This window comes from Streptomyces sp. NPDC007346 (genome assembly GCF_040703535.1).
In the GTDB taxonomy this organism is placed as follows: domain Bacteria; phylum Actinomycetota; class Actinomycetes; order Streptomycetales; family Streptomycetaceae; genus Streptomyces.
Genome location: NZ_JBEYKR010000134.1, coordinates 1 through 19,445 on the forward strand (window position 1 = coordinate 1; position 19,445 = coordinate 19,445).

The 19,445-nt window shown below is 74.1% G+C and carries 11 protein-coding genes; 8 read left to right on the forward strand and 3 right to left on the reverse strand.

Annotated features, from left to right (window positions below; translation table 11 throughout):
• Positions 1 to 144: 144 nt before the first annotated feature.
• Positions 145 to 1,353 carry a M20 family metallopeptidase gene (locus AB0917_RS27150; RefSeq protein ID WP_366822306.1) on the reverse strand — a complete coding sequence of 403 codons (1,209 nt, stop codon included), beginning with the start codon at positions 1,351 to 1,353 and terminating at the stop codon, positions 145 to 147.
• 142 nt (positions 1,354 to 1,495) lie between these two features.
• Here AB0917_RS27150 and AB0917_RS27155 point away from each other — a divergent pair, with 142 nt between their 5' ends.
• From AB0917_RS27155 to AB0917_RS27165, 3 genes are read left to right on the forward strand one after another with little or no spacing between them, the layout of a single operon-like run.
• Positions 1,496 to 8,926, forward strand: a complete 7,431-nt coding sequence (locus AB0917_RS27155; RefSeq protein WP_366822307.1) for an amino acid adenylation domain-containing protein — start codon at positions 1,496 to 1,498, stop codon at positions 8,924 to 8,926.
• Between the two features lie 5 nt (positions 8,927 to 8,931).
• Positions 8,932 to 9,135, forward strand: coding sequence for an MbtH family protein (locus AB0917_RS27160; RefSeq protein ID WP_366822308.1), 204 nt, complete (start codon positions 8,932 to 8,934; stop codon positions 9,133 to 9,135).
• Complete coding sequence (locus tag AB0917_RS27165; protein WP_366822309.1) at positions 9,132 to 10,592, forward strand: DHA2 family efflux MFS transporter permease subunit; 1,461 nt, start codon at positions 9,132 to 9,134, stop codon at positions 10,590 to 10,592. Before AB0917_RS27160 ends, AB0917_RS27165 begins: the two co-directional genes overlap by 4 nt.
• 186 nt (positions 10,593 to 10,778) lie before the next feature.
• On the opposite strand, the gene fes is transcribed toward AB0917_RS27165, so the two are convergent.
• Together fes and fhuB are read right to left on the reverse strand one after the other, a co-directional pair.
• Complete coding sequence (gene fes / locus AB0917_RS27170) at positions 10,779 to 12,059, reverse strand: enterochelin esterase (protein WP_366822310.1); 1,281 nt, start codon at positions 12,057 to 12,059, stop codon at positions 10,779 to 10,781.
• A gap of 14 nt (positions 12,060 to 12,073) precedes the next feature.
• On the reverse strand, positions 12,074 to 14,458 hold the full coding sequence (gene fhuB, locus AB0917_RS27175) for a Fe(3+)-hydroxamate ABC transporter permease FhuB (RefSeq protein WP_366822311.1): 2,385 nt from the start codon (positions 14,456 to 14,458) through the stop codon (positions 12,074 to 12,076).
• Between the two features lie 101 nt (positions 14,459 to 14,559).
• Between fhuB and AB0917_RS27180 the strand changes: the two genes are divergently transcribed.
• The 5 genes from AB0917_RS27180 (at position 14,560) to AB0917_RS27200 (ending at position 19,254) form a co-directional block, all read left to right on the forward strand.
• Complete coding sequence (locus tag AB0917_RS27180) at positions 14,560 to 15,390, forward strand: 2,3-dihydro-2,3-dihydroxybenzoate dehydrogenase (protein WP_366822312.1); 831 nt, start codon at positions 14,560 to 14,562, stop codon at positions 15,388 to 15,390.
• A gap of 90 nt (positions 15,391 to 15,480) precedes the next feature.
• Entirely contained in the window at positions 15,481 to 16,686 is a 1,206-nt protein-coding gene (gene dhbC, locus AB0917_RS27185; protein ID WP_366822313.1) for an isochorismate synthase DhbC, read from the forward strand.
• A complete protein-coding gene (locus AB0917_RS27190; protein WP_366822314.1) occupies positions 16,683 to 18,350 on the forward strand; it encodes a (2,3-dihydroxybenzoyl)adenylate synthase in 1,668 nt (555 codons plus the stop codon). Before dhbC ends, AB0917_RS27190 begins: the two co-directional genes overlap by 4 nt.
• 35 nt (positions 18,351 to 18,385) lie before the next feature.
• Positions 18,386 to 19,018 (forward strand): isochorismatase family protein, encoded by a 633-nt coding sequence (locus AB0917_RS27195; protein ID WP_366822315.1) that lies wholly within the window; start codon positions 18,386 to 18,388, stop codon positions 19,016 to 19,018.
• Positions 19,015 to 19,254, forward strand: coding sequence for a phosphopantetheine-binding protein (locus AB0917_RS27200; protein WP_366822316.1), 240 nt, complete (start codon positions 19,015 to 19,017; stop codon positions 19,252 to 19,254). The genes AB0917_RS27195 and AB0917_RS27200 overlap by 4 nt, the downstream gene beginning before the upstream one ends.
• Positions 19,255 to 19,445 lie beyond the last annotated feature (191 nt).

The following is a 19,445-nucleotide window of genomic DNA, read 5'->3' on the forward strand; positions in this document are numbered from 1 at the left end:
GGGGGCCTCCGTGTTTTTGTCGCACTCGGGGCCGGCCCCCCCCCCGGTGTCGCCCCACCCCCCCCCCCGGGCCCCCCCCCCCCCCGGGCGCCCCGCCCCGCCCCCCCGGGCCGGGGCCGCGGGCGCTTCCGGCGGGTGGGCGGGTCAGCCGGACGGGGTGGCTTCCGCACCGGCCGTACGGGCCGCCGCGAAGTCCGCCGCCGTCCAGGCCATGCCCACCGCCCCGTCCAGCAGCGCCTGTTCGGCCGCCGGGGAGACGGCGGCGGCCACGAACTCGGGCTCGTGCGGGCCGCAGGCCCCGCCGCTGATGTCCAGCACCGGGTGGATGGACGGCACCACGTGCGAGACGTTGCCCATGTCCGTGCAGGCGAAGGGCGGGCGCTCGACGGATTCGGCGCGGCCGAGCTCACGGGCGTTGGCGGTCCAGAGCCGGAGCAGCTCCGCGTCGCCCCGGAAGTCGAGGTAGTCGGGTTCGGGCTGTTCCAGGGTCACTTCGCAGCCCGTGGCGAGCGCGCCGGCCCGGAAGCAGTCCTCGACGCGCTGCCGCAGCTCCCGCAGGTCCTCGGCGGCGAGCGCGCGGATCTCGTACGTGGCGGTGGCCCGATCGGGTATCACGTTGGGCGAGGTCCCGGCCGCCGTCGTGATGCCGTGCACCCGCCACTGGGGCGGCAGTTGCTGGCGCAGCAGCCCCAGGGCGACCTGGGCGACCGTGAGGGCGTCGGCGGCGTTGCGGCCCTCGTGCGGGTTGAGGCTGGGGTGGGCGGAGCGGCCGGTGTAGGTGACGTCCAGGGTGCCGAGGGCGAACGAGCGGAAGTCCGCCAGCTCGAAGGGGCAGGGGTGGACCATCATCGCGGCGTCCACCCCGTCGAACGCCCCGGCCTCCAGGAGGAGCGCCTTGCCCGCCCCGCGCTCCTCGGCGGGCGTGCCCAGGACCCGGACCGTCAGGCCGAGTTCGTCGGCGTACGGGGCGAGGCCGAGCGCCGCGCCGACCCCGGCGGCGGCGATCAGGTTGTGGCCGCAGGCGTGGCCGAGGCCCGGGAGCGCGTCGTACTCGCAGGCGATGGCGACGGTGACGGGGCCCGAGCCGATGGTGGCCCGGAAGGCCGTCTCCAGGCCGTGGGCGGGGGCGGTGACCTCGAAGCCGTGTGCGGCCAGGAGTTCGGCGCAGAGTGCGGCGGATCGGTGTTCCTCGAAGGCGGTCTCGGGGTCGGCGTGGATGCGCCGGCTGAGGTCGAGCAGGGCCTCGGCGTTCTCCGTGACCGTGTTCCGGACGGCGGCCCTCAGGGAGCCGGGCCGCTCGTCGGTCGCCCCGACGTCCTGCGTCGCGGCACGTTCGGTTCCGGGGACGGTCATGGGGCCCTCCTGGGCGTTCCGGGACCGCCCTGGGGACGGTCGCCTGCACGGTCGAAAATAGGTTAACTTAGCCTTACCTAAGTGCGTGCCGGGGAGTCTGACGACCCGGTGTCCGTTGTCCTTCAGGGGAGTCGTCACACACATGCATGAGCGTCCGAACCGCCCGACCAGCTCTTCGGCAGCGCACCCCGGCGGCCCTCCCTCCCGAGCTCTGCCTCTCCTGACCGCGCAGTCGGGCATCTACTACGCGCACCAGCTGGCGCCGCTGGGCACGGAGCTCAACACGGCCGACTGCGTGGAGATCGAGGGGCCGCTCGACGCGGAGCTGTTCGCCGAGGCGCTCGGCCGGGCCGTGGGCGAGGCGGACACGCTGGCCGTGCGGATCTCCGAGGCCGACGGCACGCCGGTGCAGCACGTCATGCACGCCGAACCCGTCGTCCACCGGCTCGAACTGACGCCGGAACAGGCCGAGGCGTGGATGCGCGAGGACCTGGCCCGGCCGGTGGACCTCGCCTCCGCCGACGGGCTGATGACGCAGGCGCTGATCCGGGTGGGCGGGACCCGCCACTGGTGGTACCAGCGGGTCCACCACATAGCCGTCGACGCCTACGCGCTCTCGCTGATCGGACGTCGCGTCGCCGAGCTGTACTCCGCCGCGGTCGCCCAGGAGCCAGCGCCCGAGGGCCGGTTCGCCCCGCTGGGCGAGCTGACCGACGACGAGGCGGCGTACCTGTCCGGTGAGGAGTACGCCACGGACCGCGCCTTCTGGGCGGAACGTATGGCCGGGTACTCCCCCGAGGCCGCACCCGTGCGTTCCGGTGGCTCCGCCGGCAGCGGCCTCCTCCACCGGACCACCGATCTCCCCGCGAGCACCCTGGACCGGCTCTCCCGGGCGGCGCGCGCCGCGAAGGCGACCTGGGCCGAGCTCGTCGTCGCCGCGACCGCCGGTCATCTGCACCGGCTCACGGGCGCCGAGGACGTGGTGCTGGGGCTGCCGCTGACCAACCGGCGCGGCCCGGCCGCCCTGCGCACCCCGGCCATGACGGTGAACGTGCTGCCGCTGCGCATCGCCGTGCGTCCGCAGGACACCGGGGCCGAGCTGCTGCGCCGGGTGGTGCTGGAGATCCGCGAGGTCCGCCGCCACCAGCGCTACCCGCAGGCGGACCTCCGTCGCGACCTGGCCCTGGAGTCGGCCGACGCGCCGCTGACCGGACCGATGGTCAACATCAAGGCCTTCGACAGCGCCCTGGACTTCGCCGGGCTCCCCGGCACCGTGCGCAACCTCGCCGCCGGACCCGTGGAGAGCCTCGCGGTGGGCGCGGCACCGGGGCCGGACGGCGGGCTGCGGCTCACGCTGGACGCCGACCCCGCCGCGTACGGGGAGGCCAAGCTCGCCGCCCACGAGGAGACCTGGCTGCGCTATCTCGACGGCCTCACCGAGCTGTTGCTCACCGCCCCGGGCCGGCCGGTCGCCACCGTGGACCTGCTCACCGACGACGAGGTGCGCGAGGCCACGGCGGGCCGCACCGAGCCGCCCGCCACGCTCACACTCCCCCAGACGTTCACCGCGCAGGCCGCGCTGACGCCCGGGGCCGTCGCCGTACGCTCCACCCTCGCGGGCACGTTCCGGGGCGCCGGGCACGCGGAAGACGCCGGGGGGACGGAGAGCGCCGCCGGTGCGGGGGCCGGCGCCGACGCGGGTGCTGACGCCCGAGCCGACGCAGGCGTTGATACTGACGACGCCCGTACCGGCGCCACCCTCACCTTCGCCGAGCTGGACGCCGCGTCCGACCGGCTGGCCCACCTCCTGGCCGGGGCAGGGGCGGTCGGGGCTGAGGCAGCTGGGGCCGGGGCGGCCGGAGCCGAGGCGGCCGGGGCCCCGGCGCAGACCGGTGCCACGGTGGCGCTGGCCCTGCCCCGGACCGCCGACATGGTGGTGGCCCTGCTCGCCGTGCTCAAGGCGGGTCTGGTCTGCCAGCCGCTGGACCTCGGCCACCCCGCCGCCCGGACGCTGGCCGTCCTGGAGGACGCCCGGCCCGTCGCCGTCATCGGCACGGCCGCGACCCTGGCCGCGCTCCCGCCGCACGGCGTGCCCACGGTGGCGCTCGACGAGCCCGCCACGGCCGAGGCCCTCGCCGCCTGCCCGGACGGTCCGCTGCCCGCCGGGCCCTCGCTCACGGACCCCGCCTATCTCATCCACACCTCCGGTTCCACCGGGCGCCCCAAGGGCGTCCTCGTCAGCCACGCCTCACTGGCCAACCTCGGCGCCGGTCACCTCACCGACCACATCGCCCCGGCCGTCGCCCGCACCGGCCGGGAGCGGCTCCGGGTCGCCCACAGCGCCTCGTTCGCCTTCGACGCCTCCTGGGACCCGCTGCTGTGGATGGTCCACGGCCATGAGCTGCACCTGCTGGACGACGCCGCCTACCGGGACCCGGCGACCCTGTCCGCGTACGTCGACACCCACCGCGTCGACTATCTCGACGTCACCCCTTCCTACGCCGAAGCGCTCATCGCCGAAGGCCTGCTGGACGAGGGCCGCCACCACCCCGCCCATGTGGTCGTCGGCGGCGAGGCCGTACCCCCGGCCCTCTGGGAGCGGCTGCTCGCCGCCGAGGACGTCCACCCGGTCAACCTCTACGGCCCCACCGAGACGACCGTCGACGCCTACTACTGGCTGCCCGGCGAGTCGCCGGACCGGCCCGAGGGCCGACCCGTGCGGGGATCGCGGGTCTACGTGCTGGACTCCTCCCTGCGTCCCGTGCCCGCCGGGGTGACCGGTGAGCTGTACATCGCCGGGCCCTGCCTGGCCCTCGGCTACCTGGGCCGTCCCGACCTGACGGCCGAGCGGTTCGTCGCGGACCCGTTCGGCGCGCTCCACGGCGCGCCCGGGGGCCGGATGTACCGCACCGGGGACCTGGTGCGCCGCCGCGAGGACCACACGCTGGAGTTCCTGGGCCGCAGCGACGACCAGGTGAAGATCCGCGGCTTCCGGATCGAACTCGGGGAGATCCAGGCCCGGCTGGCCACGCACCCGCAGGTCGCCGCGGCTGCCGTCATCGCCCGGGAGACCGGTCACGGCAAGCGCCTCCTCGCCTACGCGGTCGCGGAGAAGGGCGGAACGGCACCCACCCCCAACGCCCTCCGCGACCACCTGGCCGCCGCCCTGCCCGAGCACATGGTCCCCGCGACCGTGACGCTGCTCGACGCCCTCCCCCGTACCGCCAACGACAAGCTGGACCACCGCGCCCTGCCCGACCCCGAACCGCTCTTCGCCGCCATCGGGGCGGAGGTCGTCGGTGAGAGCGGCCCGCACACCGAGATCGTGCGGGGTCTCTACGCCGACGTCCTCGGTATCGCGGAGCCCCCGGCCGCCGAGGCGGGTTTCCTGGACCTCGGCGGGCACTCCCTGCTCGCCGCCCGGCTGGCCGCCCGCGTCCGCGAGCACTTCGGCGTCCCGTTCTCCATCGCCGACGTCTTCCGCCACTCCTCCCCCGCGGCCATCGCCGCCCAGGTCCGCACCCGCGGTGGCGCGGCCACCGCCTCCGTACCGCTGACCCCCGTGCCCCGCACCGGTCCCCTCCCGCTCTCCCCGGCCCAGCAGCGGCTGTGGTTCCTCCACCGCCTCGAAGGGCCCAGCCCGACCTACAACATCCCGCTCGTGCTCAGCGTCGACGGCCCCCTCGACCGGGACGCGCTCCAGCTCGCCCTGCGTGATCTGGTGGACCGTCACGAGACACTGAGAACGGTATATCCGCCCACTGACAACGGCTCCGGAGCCGACGGGGACGGCACTCCCCACCAGGTGATCCTTCCGCCGGGCCATGAGGCGGCCCGCCCGGTGCTGCGGCTCGCGGAGCCCGGCAGCGACCTGACCGAGGCCGTGCGGTACTGCTTCGACCTGGCCGCCGAGCCGCCGCTGCGCACGGTCCTGTTCAGCGACGGGCCCGACCACCACACCCTGCTCCTGCTGCTCCACCACATCGCGGGCGACGGCGCGTCCACCACGCCCCTGGCCCGCGACCTGGCCACGGCCTACACCGCCCGCCTCGCGGGCAGCGCCCCGGAGTTCACGCCGCCGGCCGGCCAGTACGTCGACCACGCCGCCCGGCTCCAGCAGCTTCTGGGCACCCCCGCAGAGCCGACCCCGCTGGCCGAGGCGCAGCTCGCCCACTGGCGCGAGGCCCTGGCCGGGCTGCCGGACCAGCTGGAGCTGCCCACCGACCGGCCCCGGCCGCCCGTCGCCACCTCGGCCGGTGACACCGTGCCGTTCGCGCTGGACGCGGCCACGCACGAGGCGCTGCGGCGGCTGGCCCGGTCGCACGGCGCGACGGTCTTCATGACCGTGCAGGCGGGGCTCGCCGCGCTGCTGACCCGGCACGGCTGCGGCACCGACATCCCGATCGGCACCCCCGTGGCGGGCCGCGACGACGACACCACGGCCGGGCTCGTCGGCTTCTTCACCAACACCGTGGTCCTGCGCACCGACACCTCCGGCGACCCCGGCTTCGGCGCCCTCCTGGACCGGGTGCGGGCGACGACACTCGCCGCGTACGAGCACGACGCGCTGCCGTTCGACCACCTGGTGGAGGCGCTGAATCCGCCGCGCTCGCTGGCCCGGCATCCGCTCTTCCAGACGATGCTGGCCTGGCAGTCGATCGCGGACGGGCCCGCCGCCTTCGGCCCGGACGCCACCGCGCGGCTCGCCGCCGTACCGTCGGGCACCGCCAAGTTCGACCTGACCCTCAACGCGGGCGAGCTGGCCGGCGGCGGGATCGCCGGGTTCCTGGAGTTCCGGACGGACCTCTTCGACCGGTCGAGTGCCCAGGCGCTCGCGGACCGGCTGGCCCGGCTGCTGACCGCCGCCGCCGCACAGCCGGAGACCCCCGTCGGTCTTCTGCCCGTCCTCGGTGAGGACGAGGTGCACCGCGCCCTGGTCGAGGCCAACGGCGTCCCCGCCGACCGGCCGGTGCCGCTCACACTCGCGGAGGTCTACGAGGTGGCGGCCCGCCGTCACCCGGACCGCGTGGCCGTGAGCTGCGCGGGCGAGTCGCTGACGTACGCGCAACTCTCCTCCAGGGCGCAGTCGTCGGCGCGGCTGCTCGCGGCCCGTGGCATCGGTCCGGGCTCCATCGTGGCGCTCGCGCTGCCGCGGTCGCTGGACCTGGTGGCGGGGCTGCTGGCGGTCTCGCTGTCGGGCGCCGCGTATCTGCCGATGGACCCGGACTACCCGGCGGAACGCCTCGCGTACATGCTGGAGGACGCCCGTCCGGCCGCGCTGATCACCGACGCGGCGACGGCGGACCGGCTGCCCGCGCACGAGCTGCCGATGATCACGGTGGACGAGGCGGCGGGCTTCCCGGACGGGCCGCTGAGCCAGTCGGACCGGACGCGTCCGCTGAGCCCGCAGGACCCGGCGTACGTCATCTACACCTCGGGGTCCACCGGGCGCCCCAAGGGGGTCGTCGTCACGCAGCACAATGTGACGCGGCTGATGACGGCGACCGAGCACTGGTTCGCGTTCGGCCCGGAGGACGTGTGGACGCTGTTTCACTCCTACGCCTTCGACTTCTCGGTGTGGGAGCTGTGGGGTGCGCTGCTGTACGGCGGCCGGGTCGTCGTCGTGCCGCACCTGACGAGCCGTGACCCGCGGGCGTTCCTGCGGCTGTTGGCCGAGGAGCGGGTCACCGTCCTCAACCAGACGCCGTCCGCGTTCTACCAGCTGGCCGCCGCCGACCGGGAGGCCCCCGGGCACGACCTGGCGCTGCGGTACGTGGTGTTCGGCGGTGAGGCGCTGGAGCTGGGGAGGCTCGCGGACTGGTACACGCGCCACCAGGAGGACGCGCCGACGCTGGTCAACATGTACGGCATCACCGAGACCACCGTCCATGTCTCCTACCTGGCGCTCGACCGGGCGACGGCCGCCTCGGCCGTCTCCAGCACCATCGGGGTCAACATCCCCGACCTGCGGGTCTACGTGCTGGACGACCGGCTCCAGCCGGTGCCGCCCGGGGTGACCGGCGAGATGTACGTCGCCGGTCAGGGCGTGGCCCTCGGCTATCTGGGGCGGCCCGACCTGACGGCGGGGCGGTTCGTCGCGGACCCGTACGCGCATCTCTTCGGGGAGAGCGGCACCCGGATGTACCGCTCGGGCGACCTCGCCCGGCGGCGTACCGACGGGGCGCTGGAGTATTTCGGGCGCGGCGACCAGCAGGTGAAGATCCGTGGGTTCCGTATCGAACTGGGCGAGATCGAGGCGGTGTTGGCCGCGCACCCGGAGGTCGCGGATGTGGCGGTGGTGGTCCGGGAGGACGTGCCGGGCGACAAGCGGCTGGTCGGCTACGTCGTCCCGGCGCCCGGTGCCGATCCGGTCCCGTCCGAGCTGCGCGAGCACGCGGCGGCGACCCTGCCGGTGCACATGGTGCCCTCGGCCGTGGTGGTGCTGGAGCGGCTGCCGCTGACCGGCAACGGCAAGCTGGACCGCAAGGCGCTGCCCGCGCCGGGCGCCCCGGTGGGCGGTGGCGGCCGGGCTCCGCGCACCGTGCGCGAGGAGCAGCTCTGCTCGGTCTTCGCGGAGGTGCTGGGGCTGCCGGCGGCCGGGGTGGAGGACAACTTCTTCGACCTGGGCGGCCATTCGCTGCTCGCGGTGCGCCTCGCGGGGCGGATCAGGTCCGCGTTCGGCATCGAGGTGTCGATCGGCACGGTCTTCCAGGCGCCGACGCCGGCCGCGCTGGACGCGGCGCTGGACGTCTCGCGCGAGGAGGACCCGCTGGATGTGCTGCTGCCGCTGCGCCCGGCCCGCCCCGGCGACCGCTCCCCCGTCCACTGCGTGCACCCGGCGGGCGGTCTGAGCTGGTGCTACGCGGGGCTGATCCGCCATCTCCCGGCCGATGTGCCGATCTACGGGCTTCAGGCCCAGGGCGTCGGTGAGGCGACGGCTCGCGAGCCGCTGCCGACCACGCTGGAGGAGCTGGCCGCCCACTACGCCTCCCGCATCCGCGAGGTCCAGCCCGAGGGGCCCTACCGGCTGCTGGGCTGGTCGACCGGCGGGATCATCGCGCACGCCGTCGCGGCGCACCTCCAGGAGACGGGCCAGGAGGTCGAGTTGCTGGCCATCCTGGACGCCTACCCCGCCGAGGGGTTCCGCGACCTGCCGGTGCCCGACCAGGCGGAGGCGCTCGAATCGCTGCTCACCATGGGCGGTTACGGCCCCGACAGCCTCGGGGACAAGGAGCTGACGACCGCGAACGTGGTGGAGGTGCTGCGCCGCGAGGGCTCCCCGCTGGCCGCGCTCTCCGCCGCGAAGATCGAGGCGCTCGGCGAGGTGTACCTCAACACCAACGACCTCGTACGGGGCTACGACCACCGGGTCTTCCGGGGCGATGTGCTGTTCTTCCGGGCCACGGTGGACACCATCGACGACACCCTGACTCCGGAGACGTGGACGCCCTACGTGAGCGGGCGCATCGACAACACGAACGTGGCCTGCTCGCACAAGGACATGACCCTGCCCGAACCGATCGCGCACATCGCCCGCGTGGTCGCCGACCGACTGACCGAGCTGGAGAAGTGACACCGATGAGTGACGCACCCGCCAACCCCTTCGACGCGGACGGGGAGTTCCTCGTCCTGGCCAACGCCGAGGGGCAGCACTCGCTGTGGCCGCTGTTCGCGGCGGTGCCCGCGGGCTGGTCGACGGCGTACGGCCCGTGCGCCCGCCAGGAGGCGCTGGACCGGATCGGCGCGCACCGGGACGGCCCCCTCGCCGCCACCGCACGGTGAGCGGGCTGCTGGTCCGGCCCCGGATACGCCCCCGGATCGCCGTCGTCCTCGTCTACACGGCCGCGATGTGCATGAACGGCCTGGACTCGACGATCGTGAACCCGGCGCTCTACACGATCGCCGGCGACTTCGGCCGCCCGCTGTCGGCGGCCAACACCGTCGAGACGGCCTTCCTGGTCGCGCTCGCGGTGGGGCTGCCGGTGGCGGGGTGGCTGGGTGACCGGTTCGGGACGAAGCGGGTGTTCCTCGGCGCCCTGACCGCGTTCACGATCGCCTCGGCGGTCTGCGGGCTGGCGCCCGACCTCGACACGCTGGTGGTGGCCAGGGCCGTACAGGGCCTGGCCGGTGGGCTGTTGACGCCGGTCGGGATGACGCTGCTGTTCCGGGCGTTCCCGCCGCACGAGCGGATGAAGCTGGCCAAGGTGCTGATCGTGCCGACGGCCCTGATGCCCGCGCTCGGTCCGCCGCTGGGCGGGCTGCTCACCGAACACCTCTCCTGGCACTGGCTGTTCTTCGTGAACGTGCCGATCGGCACGGCGGCGGTCCTGCTGGGCGTCTTCGGTCTGCGCGAGCATGTCGAGGGCCCCGAGGGGAAGTTCGACACGGTGGGCTTCTGGCTGGCCACTCCGGCGCTGGGGCTGCTGACCTACGCGCTCGGCTTCGGCCCGTCCCAGGGCTGGACCCGGCCCGCCGTCGCGGTGAGCGCGGCGCTGGGCTCGGTCCTGCTGGTGGCGGCCGTCCTGCACCAGGTGCGGGCGAAGACGCCGTTGCTCAAGCTGCGGCTGCTCGCCGACCGGGTGTACGGGTCGGCCTCGGCGCTGGCCGGGGTCACCGCGGCCGGGCTGATGGGTGTGCTGTTCGTCTTCCCGCTGCTCTACCAGGCGAGCCTGGGCGCCTCGGCGCTCGACGCCGGGCTGAGCGTCTTCCCGGAGGCGGTGGGGCTGATGCTGGCCTCGCAGGTGGTGGACCGGCTGCTGCCGCGGCTCGGCCCCCGGCTGCTGACCGTGCCGGCGCTGCTGGTCGCGGCGGCGGTCTTCGCGACGCTCGCGGTACCGGGTGTGGCGGAGAACGCGTGGAGCGTGCGCGGGCTGATGTTCCTGATCGGTCTGGTGCTCGGCACGGCGGTGCTCACCGTGCAGATCTCCGGGTTCGAGTCGATCGGGCCCGCCGACATGGGCCAGGCGATGGGGCTGTTCCAGATCGTCCGCACGCTCGGCGGTGCGCTGGGCATCGCCGCCTGTGCGGCGGTGATCGGGGGCGGTCATGTGACGGAGGCCGCCGCCGACCCGGGCCCGTACCGTACGGCGGTCTGGGTGACGGCGGCGCTCGTCGCGGCCGGGGCGGTCCTCGCGCTGCGGCTGCCGCGCGAGGCCCCACAGCCGCCGCCGTTCGACGACGAGGACGCGCCGCCGGGTGAGGACCTGGCGGCGGACGGGGCTCCGGCCGTCAAGGGCTGAGAGCCACGCAAGGGGGGCGGGGCGGCATCCGGAGGGGGATGCCGTCCCGCCCCCTTTGTGCGTGCTCGTGGGGCGGTGTGCGATACCGGCCGGGCGGTGTGCGTTGCGGATCGGGCGGTGTGCGTGTGGACCGAGCGGTGTGCGTTACGGGCCGAGCAGTGTGCGCTATGGGCCAAGCGGTGTGCGTTACGGGCCGAGCAGCGCTGCCAGCCCGTCCGCCAGGCCGCCGCGCCAACAGGCGTAGTCGTGGCCGCCGTTGAACTCCCGGTAGCGCACGTCGTAGCCGCGGGCCCGCAGGACGTTGCGGAGCCTGCGGTTCTCCTCCAGCAGCATCCACTCCTGCCGGCCGACCTCCAGGTGGAGGGTGATGGGCCTGCGCTCCGCCCAGGCGTACTGCCCGGTCAGCCATTCGCCGCCGCGCTCGTCGTCGGGCCACCAGAAGGAGCCGGACTGGGAGAGGGCGAGGCCGAAGCGGTCGGGGCGCCGGAAGGCGGCGAAGGCGGCGGTGAGGCCGCCCGCGCTCTGTCCGGCGACGACGGTCCGGCCGGCGTCCGCCCCGGCCCCGAACTCCCGCTCGGCCCAGGGCAGCAGGGTGTCGGCGAGCCAGTCGACGAACGGGGCGCTGCACGCCAGATCCTCCATGCGGCGTCCCATGGTGTCGACCAGGAGCGCGACGGTGGGCGGGAGTTCACCGTCCGCGTGCAGGTTGTCGAAGATGTCGCCGACGCCGAGCACCGGCCCCCACATCTCGCCGTCCAGCAGCACGGCGAGCGCGTACGGGCCGCCGCCCCGGCGGTGCCCCGGGGGGAGGTGGACGGTGATCCGGCGGCCGTCCACCTCGGTGTCGAGGCGCTCGCCCCGGTCCACGTCGTCGCGGCGTCGGATACGGGACTGGTCGGGCGCCTCGGGCAGTTCGAGTACAGAGGCGGGGTTGCGGCCGTCGCGGGAGGGCAGCGGGGCCCCGGTGTTGAGCGGGTCGGGCTCCGCGTGGTCGAGCACCGTGCGCCAGGAGGGGCGGTCGGCGCGCAGGGCGTCCTCGCGGGAGCCGGCCGTGGCGTGGAACTGGTAGGAGGCGCGGTGGTCGGTGCGCAGCCGGTGGCTGATGGCCCAGACCCCGGTGCCCTCGACCCGTTCCATCAGGTGGGGGGCGAGGTCTCCGGCGTGCCGGTCCTTGTCGGTGACCGTGTGGACCAGGGCCAGGACGTGGGTGGCGGGGCGGTCGGGGTCCTCGCGGCGGACGAAGGTGACCAGCCGGTGGTCGGCCTCGCCCTCGGGGTCGGGTTCGACGAGGGGGGCGCCGGTTTCCGAGACGTACCGCCAGAACTCCTCCTCGGCGTCGGGCCTGCCCGCCCGTACGTCTTCGAGGAGCGTACGCAGCAGGGGGCTTCGCACGGTGGGCACCTCGGTTGCGGTCGGTCCCACGGGTGCGGGAGGGGCGGGCGGGTTGCGGCGCGGTGGGTAGGTCATGTGCGGGCCGCCTTTCAGACGCGGGTGGCGGCGGAGCGGCCGAGGAGGACCCAGAGCAGGAACGGGCCGCCGAGGACGGTGGTGACGATGCCGACGGGGAGTTCGACGCCGTCGAAGACGATCCGGCCGAGGGTGTCGGCGGCGACGACGAGGACGGCCCCGGTGAGCATCGAGCCGACCAGCGGGACCCGCAGGGGGCCGGCGAGCCGGGAGGCGATGACCGGGGAGGCGAGCGCGACGAAGCCGACCGGGCCGCAGATGCCGACCGCGAGGCCCGCGAGGCCGACGGCCAGGAGCAGGGCCAGCGCGCGGACCCGGCCGGGGGCGGAGCCGAGGGAGGAGGCGGTGGCGTCGTCGAAGCGCAGGACCCCCAGGTGGCGGGCGACGGCGAGGCTGATGGGGACGAGGACCGCGAGGCCGATGAGGACGGGGACGGCGACGGAGTAGCTGCGTCCGTTGAGGCTGCCGGAGGTCCATACGTACAGGGAGCTGGCGGAACTCAAGGAGCGGCGGGACAGGACGACTTGGGTGATGGCCGAGGCCAGTGCGGACATCGCGAGGCCTACGACCAGGACGCGGTAGCCGCGCTGGCCGAGGCCGCCGGAGACGGTGGTGACGACGATGACGGCGACCAGCGCGCCGATCGGCCCGGCCCACCAGGCGCCGAACGTGCCGGTGGCGCTGAGGCTGACGGAGAGCAGGACGGCGGCGGTGGCCCCGTCGTTGACGCCGAGGAGTTCGGGGGTGGCCAGGCGGTTGCGGGCCAGGGTCTGGGTGAGGCAGCCCGCGAGGCCGAGGGCGGCGCCCGCCGTGAGTCCGGCGACGATGCGGCCGAGGCGGAAGTTCTGGACGAGCAGCACGTCGAAGTGGTCGCCCTGGCCCAGGACCGCGCGGAAGGTGCGGCCGACGCCCATGTCGCTCTGGCCCGCGTAGGCGGAGAGGACGACGGCGAGCAGGAGGGCCCCGGCGAGGGCGAGGGCGGCGAGGGCCGCGCGCCGGGTGACCAGCAGTGAGAGGGGGCCGCGGCGGACGACGAGGGTGTCGGGCGGGCGGACCCGGGCGGCCTTGGGGGTACGGCGCTTCGGGCGGGGCAGGGCGAGCTTGAAGCGGCGCGGGCGGTCCGGGGCGCGCTCCTCGGTGGCCGGCTCCGTCATGCCCATCGAGGCCAGCTGCTTGGAGCGGACGATGGCGATGAGTACGGGGGCTCCGATGAGGGCGACGATGACGGAGACGGGCGCCTCGAAGGGGCGGGAGACCACGCGGGCGGCGACGTCCGAGACGGTCAGGACGCAGGCGCCGATGAGTCCGGCGATCAGGATGCGGGCGGCCAGCCGGGTGCCCGCGATGGCGCGGGCGAGGAATCCGGCGAGCAGGCCGAGGAAGGAGATGGGCCCGGCGAGTGCGACGGCGGAGGCGGCCAGGAGGGTGACGCCGAGCGCGACGACCGTACGGATGACGGGCGGCCGGTGGCCGAGGCTGCGAGCCAGGTCGTCGCCGAGCGCGAGGGCGGAGAGGGGGCGGGCGACGAGCAGGGCGACGAGGAATCCGACGGCCAGGACGGGGGCCAGGCGGCCGAGTTCGCCGAAGCCCTCGACTCCGGCGAGGGAGCCGAGGACCCAGAAGCGGAATCTGTCGTAGGTCTCGGCGGAGTTGACGACGATGACGCTGGTGAGTCCGCCGAAGGTGGCGCCGAGCGCCGCGCCCGCGAGGACCAGGCGCATGGGAGAGCCGCCGCCGCGCCGCCCGGAGATGAGGAGGACCAGGCCGCTGGCGACCACCGCGCCGACGAACGCGCAGACCAGGTAGGCGTAACCGGAATCGAAGCCGAGGAGCGCGATGCCCGCGACGACACCGAGGGACGCGCCCGCGTTGACGCCGAGCAGACCGGTCTCGGCGAGCGGGTTGCGGGTGACCGCCTGGAGCAGGCATCCGGCGACGCCGAGGGCCGCGCCGACGAGCAGCGCGGTGAGGGTGCGCGGAATGCGCAGGTCCCCGACGACGAGGGAGAGGCGGGCGTTGTCGCGGGCCCCGTCCCGGTTGAACAGGTAGTCGAGTACCCCGCCGACGCCGACCTCGCCCGCCCCGATGGAGAGGGAGAGGCCGCCGAGCAGCAGGACGGCGACCGTGAGACCGGCGACGGCGAGCGCGACGGTGCGGCCGCTGTTGGGGGGCGCGACGGTGCGGCCGCCGGTGGAAGGTGCGCCCTGGGCCGTCTCCGTACCCGGAGATATCTCCGTACCGGATACGGAACCGGGTCTGGAGCCGGGTACCGGAGGGGCTTGATCCGCTCCGGCGGGCGGTGTCGTCGCCCTCCGTTCGCTCCCCCCTCCGTCCAACTGGGCGGTCGAGGGGTCATGTTCGGGGGCCGAGGTCGTGGTCCCCGTGCGCGGCGTTTGCATAAGGTGAGGCTAACCTAACCGCATATCGACGGCTCGACCCCCTTCTGGGCGGCCGAATCAATTTAGGTTACCCTTACCTAACACTCAGGGGGAGGTTGCTCATGCCTGAGCACATACCGGGCAGAAATGGCGAGTTCGAGGGCCGCACGGCCCTGGTGACCGGCGCCGGACAGGGCATCGGAGCCGCTGTCGCCGAACTGCTCGCCGACCTCGGCGCCCAGGTGGCCGCCACCGACCGCGCCGGCCACACCATCGAGGCGCTGGCCGCCGACTGGCCCCGGCGGCAGGAGAAACTGCCGGCGGGCGAGCGTTCGGCGGGCTGTCTGGACCCCTACGTGATGGATGTCACGGACCGCGTCTCGGTGGAGAACACCGTGGCCCGGATCGAGGACGAACTCGGCCCGGTGGACGTCCTGGTGAACGTCGCGGGCATCCTGCGCACCGGCCCGGCGACCACCCTCTCCGCGCAGGACTGGGCGGACACCTTCGCGGTGAACACCACCGGCGTCTTCCAGGTCTCCCAGGCCGTCGCCCCGCTGATGGTGACGCGGAAGACCGGCTGCATCGTCACCGTCGGCTCCAACGCCGCCGGCATCCCGCGCACCGGCATGGCGGCCTACGCCGCCTCCAAGGCCGCCGCCGCCATGTTCACCAGGTGTCTGGGCCTCGAACTCGCCCGCAGCGGCGTACGCTGCAACGTCGTCGCCCCCGGCTCCACCGACACCGCGATGCAACGGGCGCTGTGGACCGACCCGGGCGCCGAGGCGCGAGTGATCGACGGGGACCCGTCGACCTACCGCACCGGCATTCCGCTCGGCCGGATCGCCGAACCCTCCGACATCGCCGACGCGGTGGCGTTCCTCGCCTCGGACCGCGCCCGCCACATCACGCTCCAGGAGCTGTACGTCGACGGCGGCGCGACCCTGCGCTGACCGGCGGCCCCGCACGTTCCCTCCGTACCACTTCACCCTCCCATCCAGCCCCCCGCACCCGCTGACGGGACCATCGAGAATGGAGTTCCCGTGTCGACGGCATCCCAGGTCGCCACACATGTCCCCCCGGCCGATCCGGCCCACCCCGCCGTAGGAGCGGCCACCTCGCTCCTGGACGCCTACACACCGGGCGACCACTTCCTCGCCACGCCCCGCCGCACCCTGCTCGCCCGCGGCCCGGGACGCCAAGTCCCGCACGACGCAAGAACCGTGACCGAGCGGGTGGACGCCACCCTGGCCGAGGCCGTCGCCGCCGGACAGGAATCGCCCGTCGTGATCGGCGCCATCCCCTTCGACCACACGGCAGCGGCCGCCCTGCACGTGCCGGCCACGGTGCGCACCGCCCCGCCGCTCGCCTCCGACCCGCTCATCGCCCTGCCCGCCACCTCCTCCGCCGCCGCCGACTGGCAGATCCTGCCCGTGCCCGAGCCCGAGATCTACGGCAAGGGCGTCGCCGCCGCCGTGGCCCGCATGTGGCGCGGCGAGTTCAGCAAGGTGGTGCTGGCCCGCACCCTGGAGCTCACCTCCGGCTCCCCGCTCGACCTGCCCGCGATGCTCCAGCGTCTGGCCCGCCGCGACCCCTCCGGCTACACCTTCGCCCTGCCGACCGGCCCCGGCCGCACCCTGATCGGCGCCAGCCCCGAACTGCTGGTCTCCCGCCACGGCGACCAGGTGGTCGCCAACCCGCTCGCCGGGTCCACCCCGCGCAGCGACGACCTCGCCGAGGACGTCCGCCGGGCGGCGACGCTGCTGGAGTCCGTCAAGGACCTCCACGAGCACGCCGTCGTCGTGGACGCCGTCCACCAGGCGCTCGCCCCGCACTGCACCGGCATGACCGTCCCGGCCCGGCCGACGCTGATCCGCACCGCCACCATGTGGCACCTGTCCACCACGGTCACCGGCACCCTCTCCTCCCCCGGCACCTCGGCGCTGGACCTGGCCATGGCGCTCCACCCGACGCCCGCCGTGTGCGGCACGCCGACGGTGACGGCCCGTCAGGTCATCGCGGAGACCGAGCCGTTCGACCGGGGGTTCTTCACCGGTGTCGTCGGCTGGGGGAACGCCGACGGCGACGGCGAATGGGTCGTCACCATCCGCTGCGCCGAGGCCGAGGAGCGCACGCTGCGCCTCTACGCGGGAGCGGGCGTCGTCGCCGCCTCCGAGCCCGAGGCGGAGACCGCCGAGACCGGGGCCAAGTTCCGCACCTTCCTCAGCGCCGTGGGGGCCGAACTGTGAGTACGCAAGCCGCTCCCACCTGGCCCGCCGAGTTCGCCGAGAGGTACCGGGCGGCCGGCTGGTGGCGTGGGGAGACCTTCGGCGAGATGCTGCGGCAGCGCGCCGAGGCGCACCCGGACCGGATCGCGGTCGTCGACCCGGTGGCCGGGAGCCGGTGGAGCTACGCCGATCTCGACCGGCGCGCCGACCGGCTGGCCGCGGGCCTTCTCTCCCGCGGCATCGCCAAGGGCGACAACGTGGTGGTCCAACTCCCCAACATCGCCGAGTTCTTCGAGGTGATCTTCGCCCTCTTCCGGATCGGCGCCCTGCCCGTCTTCGCGCTCCCGGCCCACCGCGAGAGTGAGATCGCCTACTTCTGCGAGTTCACCGAGGCGGTCGCCTACGTCGTCGCGGCCGAGCACGGCGGTTACGACTACCGGGAGCTGGCGGCGAAGACCCGCGCCCAAGTCCCCACGCTGAAGCACGTGTTCGTCGCCCAGGGCGACCCGGGCGAGTTCGAGGCACTGGCCGAGGTGCCGGAGGAGCCGGTCGGCTACGGCGGGCCGCGCCCCGAGGACCTGGCCTTCCTCCAGCTCTCCGGCGGCAGCACCGGCATACCGAAACTGATCCCGCGCACCCACGACGACTACATCTACTCGCTGCGGGGCTCCAACGAGATCTGCGGTGTCGACGAGAACAGCGTCTACCTGTGCGTGCTGCCCGCCGCCCACAACTTCCCGCTCTCCTCGCCCGGTTCGCTCGGCGCCCTGTACGCCGGCGGGCGCGTGGTGCTGTGCCCGCAGCCCTCGCCCGAGGTGGCCTTCCCGCTCATCGAGCGCGAGGGCGTGACCATCACCGGCCTGGTGCCGCCGCTGGCCCTGCTGTGGACCGAGGCCGCGCCCGGCAGCGCGCACGACCTCAGCAGCCTGGACGTGCTGCTCGTGGGCGGCGCCAAGTTCAGCGAGGAGGCGGCCCGCCGGGTGCGCCCCGCGCTCGGCTGCACGCTCCAGCAGGTCTTCGGGATGGCCGAGGGGCTGGTCAACTACACCCGGCTGGACGACCCGGTCGAGACCATCGTCACCACGCAGGGCCGGCCCATCTCGCCGGACGACGAGATCCTGGTCGTCGACGACGAGGACCGGGAGGTGGCGCCCGGCGGGACGGGCCACCTGCTGACCCGGGGCCCGTACACGATCCGCGGCTACTGGAAGGCGCCCGAGCACAACGCCCGTTCCTTCACCGAGGACGGCTTCTACCGCACCGGCGACGTCGTACGGGTCACCGAGAGCGGGCACATCGTCGTGGAGGGGCGCGCCAAGGACCAGATCAACCGGGGCGGTGAGAAGGTCGCCGCCGAGGAGGTGGAGAACCACATCCTCGCCCACCCGGCCGTGCACGACGCGAACGTGGTGGCCGAGCCTGACCCGTATCTGGGCGAGCGGGTCTGCGCGTACGTGATCCTGCGCTCGGGCGCCGGCCCGCTGAAGGCGGTCGCCGTCAAACGGTTCGTACGCGAACGGGGCCTGGCCGCCTACAAGGTGCCGGACCGGGTCGAGTTCGTGGACGCGTTCCCGCAGACCGGGGTCGGCAAGGTCTCGAAGAAGGACCTGCGCAACGCCGCCGCGCGCACCGCCGTCCCCGCCCCCGCCCCCTCCTCCACTCCCTCTCTCGAACGTTCCCGCTGAACGTTCCGGAAACACCGAACGGAACCCTCGCCACCATGGCCCTGCCCGCCATCGCCCCCTACCCCATGCCGGCCGCCGAGGAGCTGCCCGCCAACCGGGTCGACTGGACCGTCGACCCGGCGCGCGCCGTGCTCCTCGTCCACGACCTCCAGAACTACTTCCTGTCGGCGTACGACCGGCAGGCCGCACCCGTGCCGGAACTCCTCGCGCACGTCGCCGAGTTGAAGAAGGAGGCGGCACGCCTGGGCGTTCCCGTCCTCTACACCGCGCAGCCCGGTGGCCAGAGCGCCCAGGAGCGCGGGCTGCAACAGGACTTCTGGGGCCCCGGCCTGCCGGCCGACGAGCACGCGGCGGCCATCGCGGACGAGGTCGCGCCCGAGGACGGCGACACCGTCATCACCAAATGGAAGTACAGCGGTTTCGTCCGCACCGATCTGCTGGAGCGGCTGCGCGAACAGGGCCGCGACCAGATCGTCCTCACCGGCGTCTACGCCCACATCGGCGTCCTGATGACCGCGTGCGACGCCTGGATGCAGGACATCCAGGCGTTCGTGGTGGCCGACGCCGTGGCGGACTTCTCGGCCGGCGACCACGCGATGGCGCTGCGCTGGGCGGCCGGCAAGTGCGCCGTCGTCACCACCACCCAGGCCGTCTTCGAAGGGAAGTGACCGCTGTGGCCCTCACGCTCGAACAGCTGCGCGCCGATGTCGCCGACATCCTCGGCGAGGAGCCGGAGGAGATCCCGCTCGACGAGAACCTCGCCGACTACGGGCTCGACTCCGTCCGTCTGATGTCCCTGGCGGCGGCCTGGCGCCGCGACCACGGGATCGAGGTGGCCTTCGCCGACCTCGCCGAGAAGCCGGCCCTGGAGGCCTGGGCACCCCTGCTCGGGGTGACCGGCTGAGCGGGCGGCGGCGGTAGGCAACAACTTCCAGGCAGCTCCTCAAGCAGCTCTCAGGCACTCCTGGGCAGCTCTTCCCAGGGCGGTGCGGGCCCGGTGTGCTGACCTTCCTCGGCTTCGCCATGGTCATCACCTTCATGTACCTGATCATGACCAAGCGCCTGTCGGCCTTGATCGCGCTGATTCTGGTACCG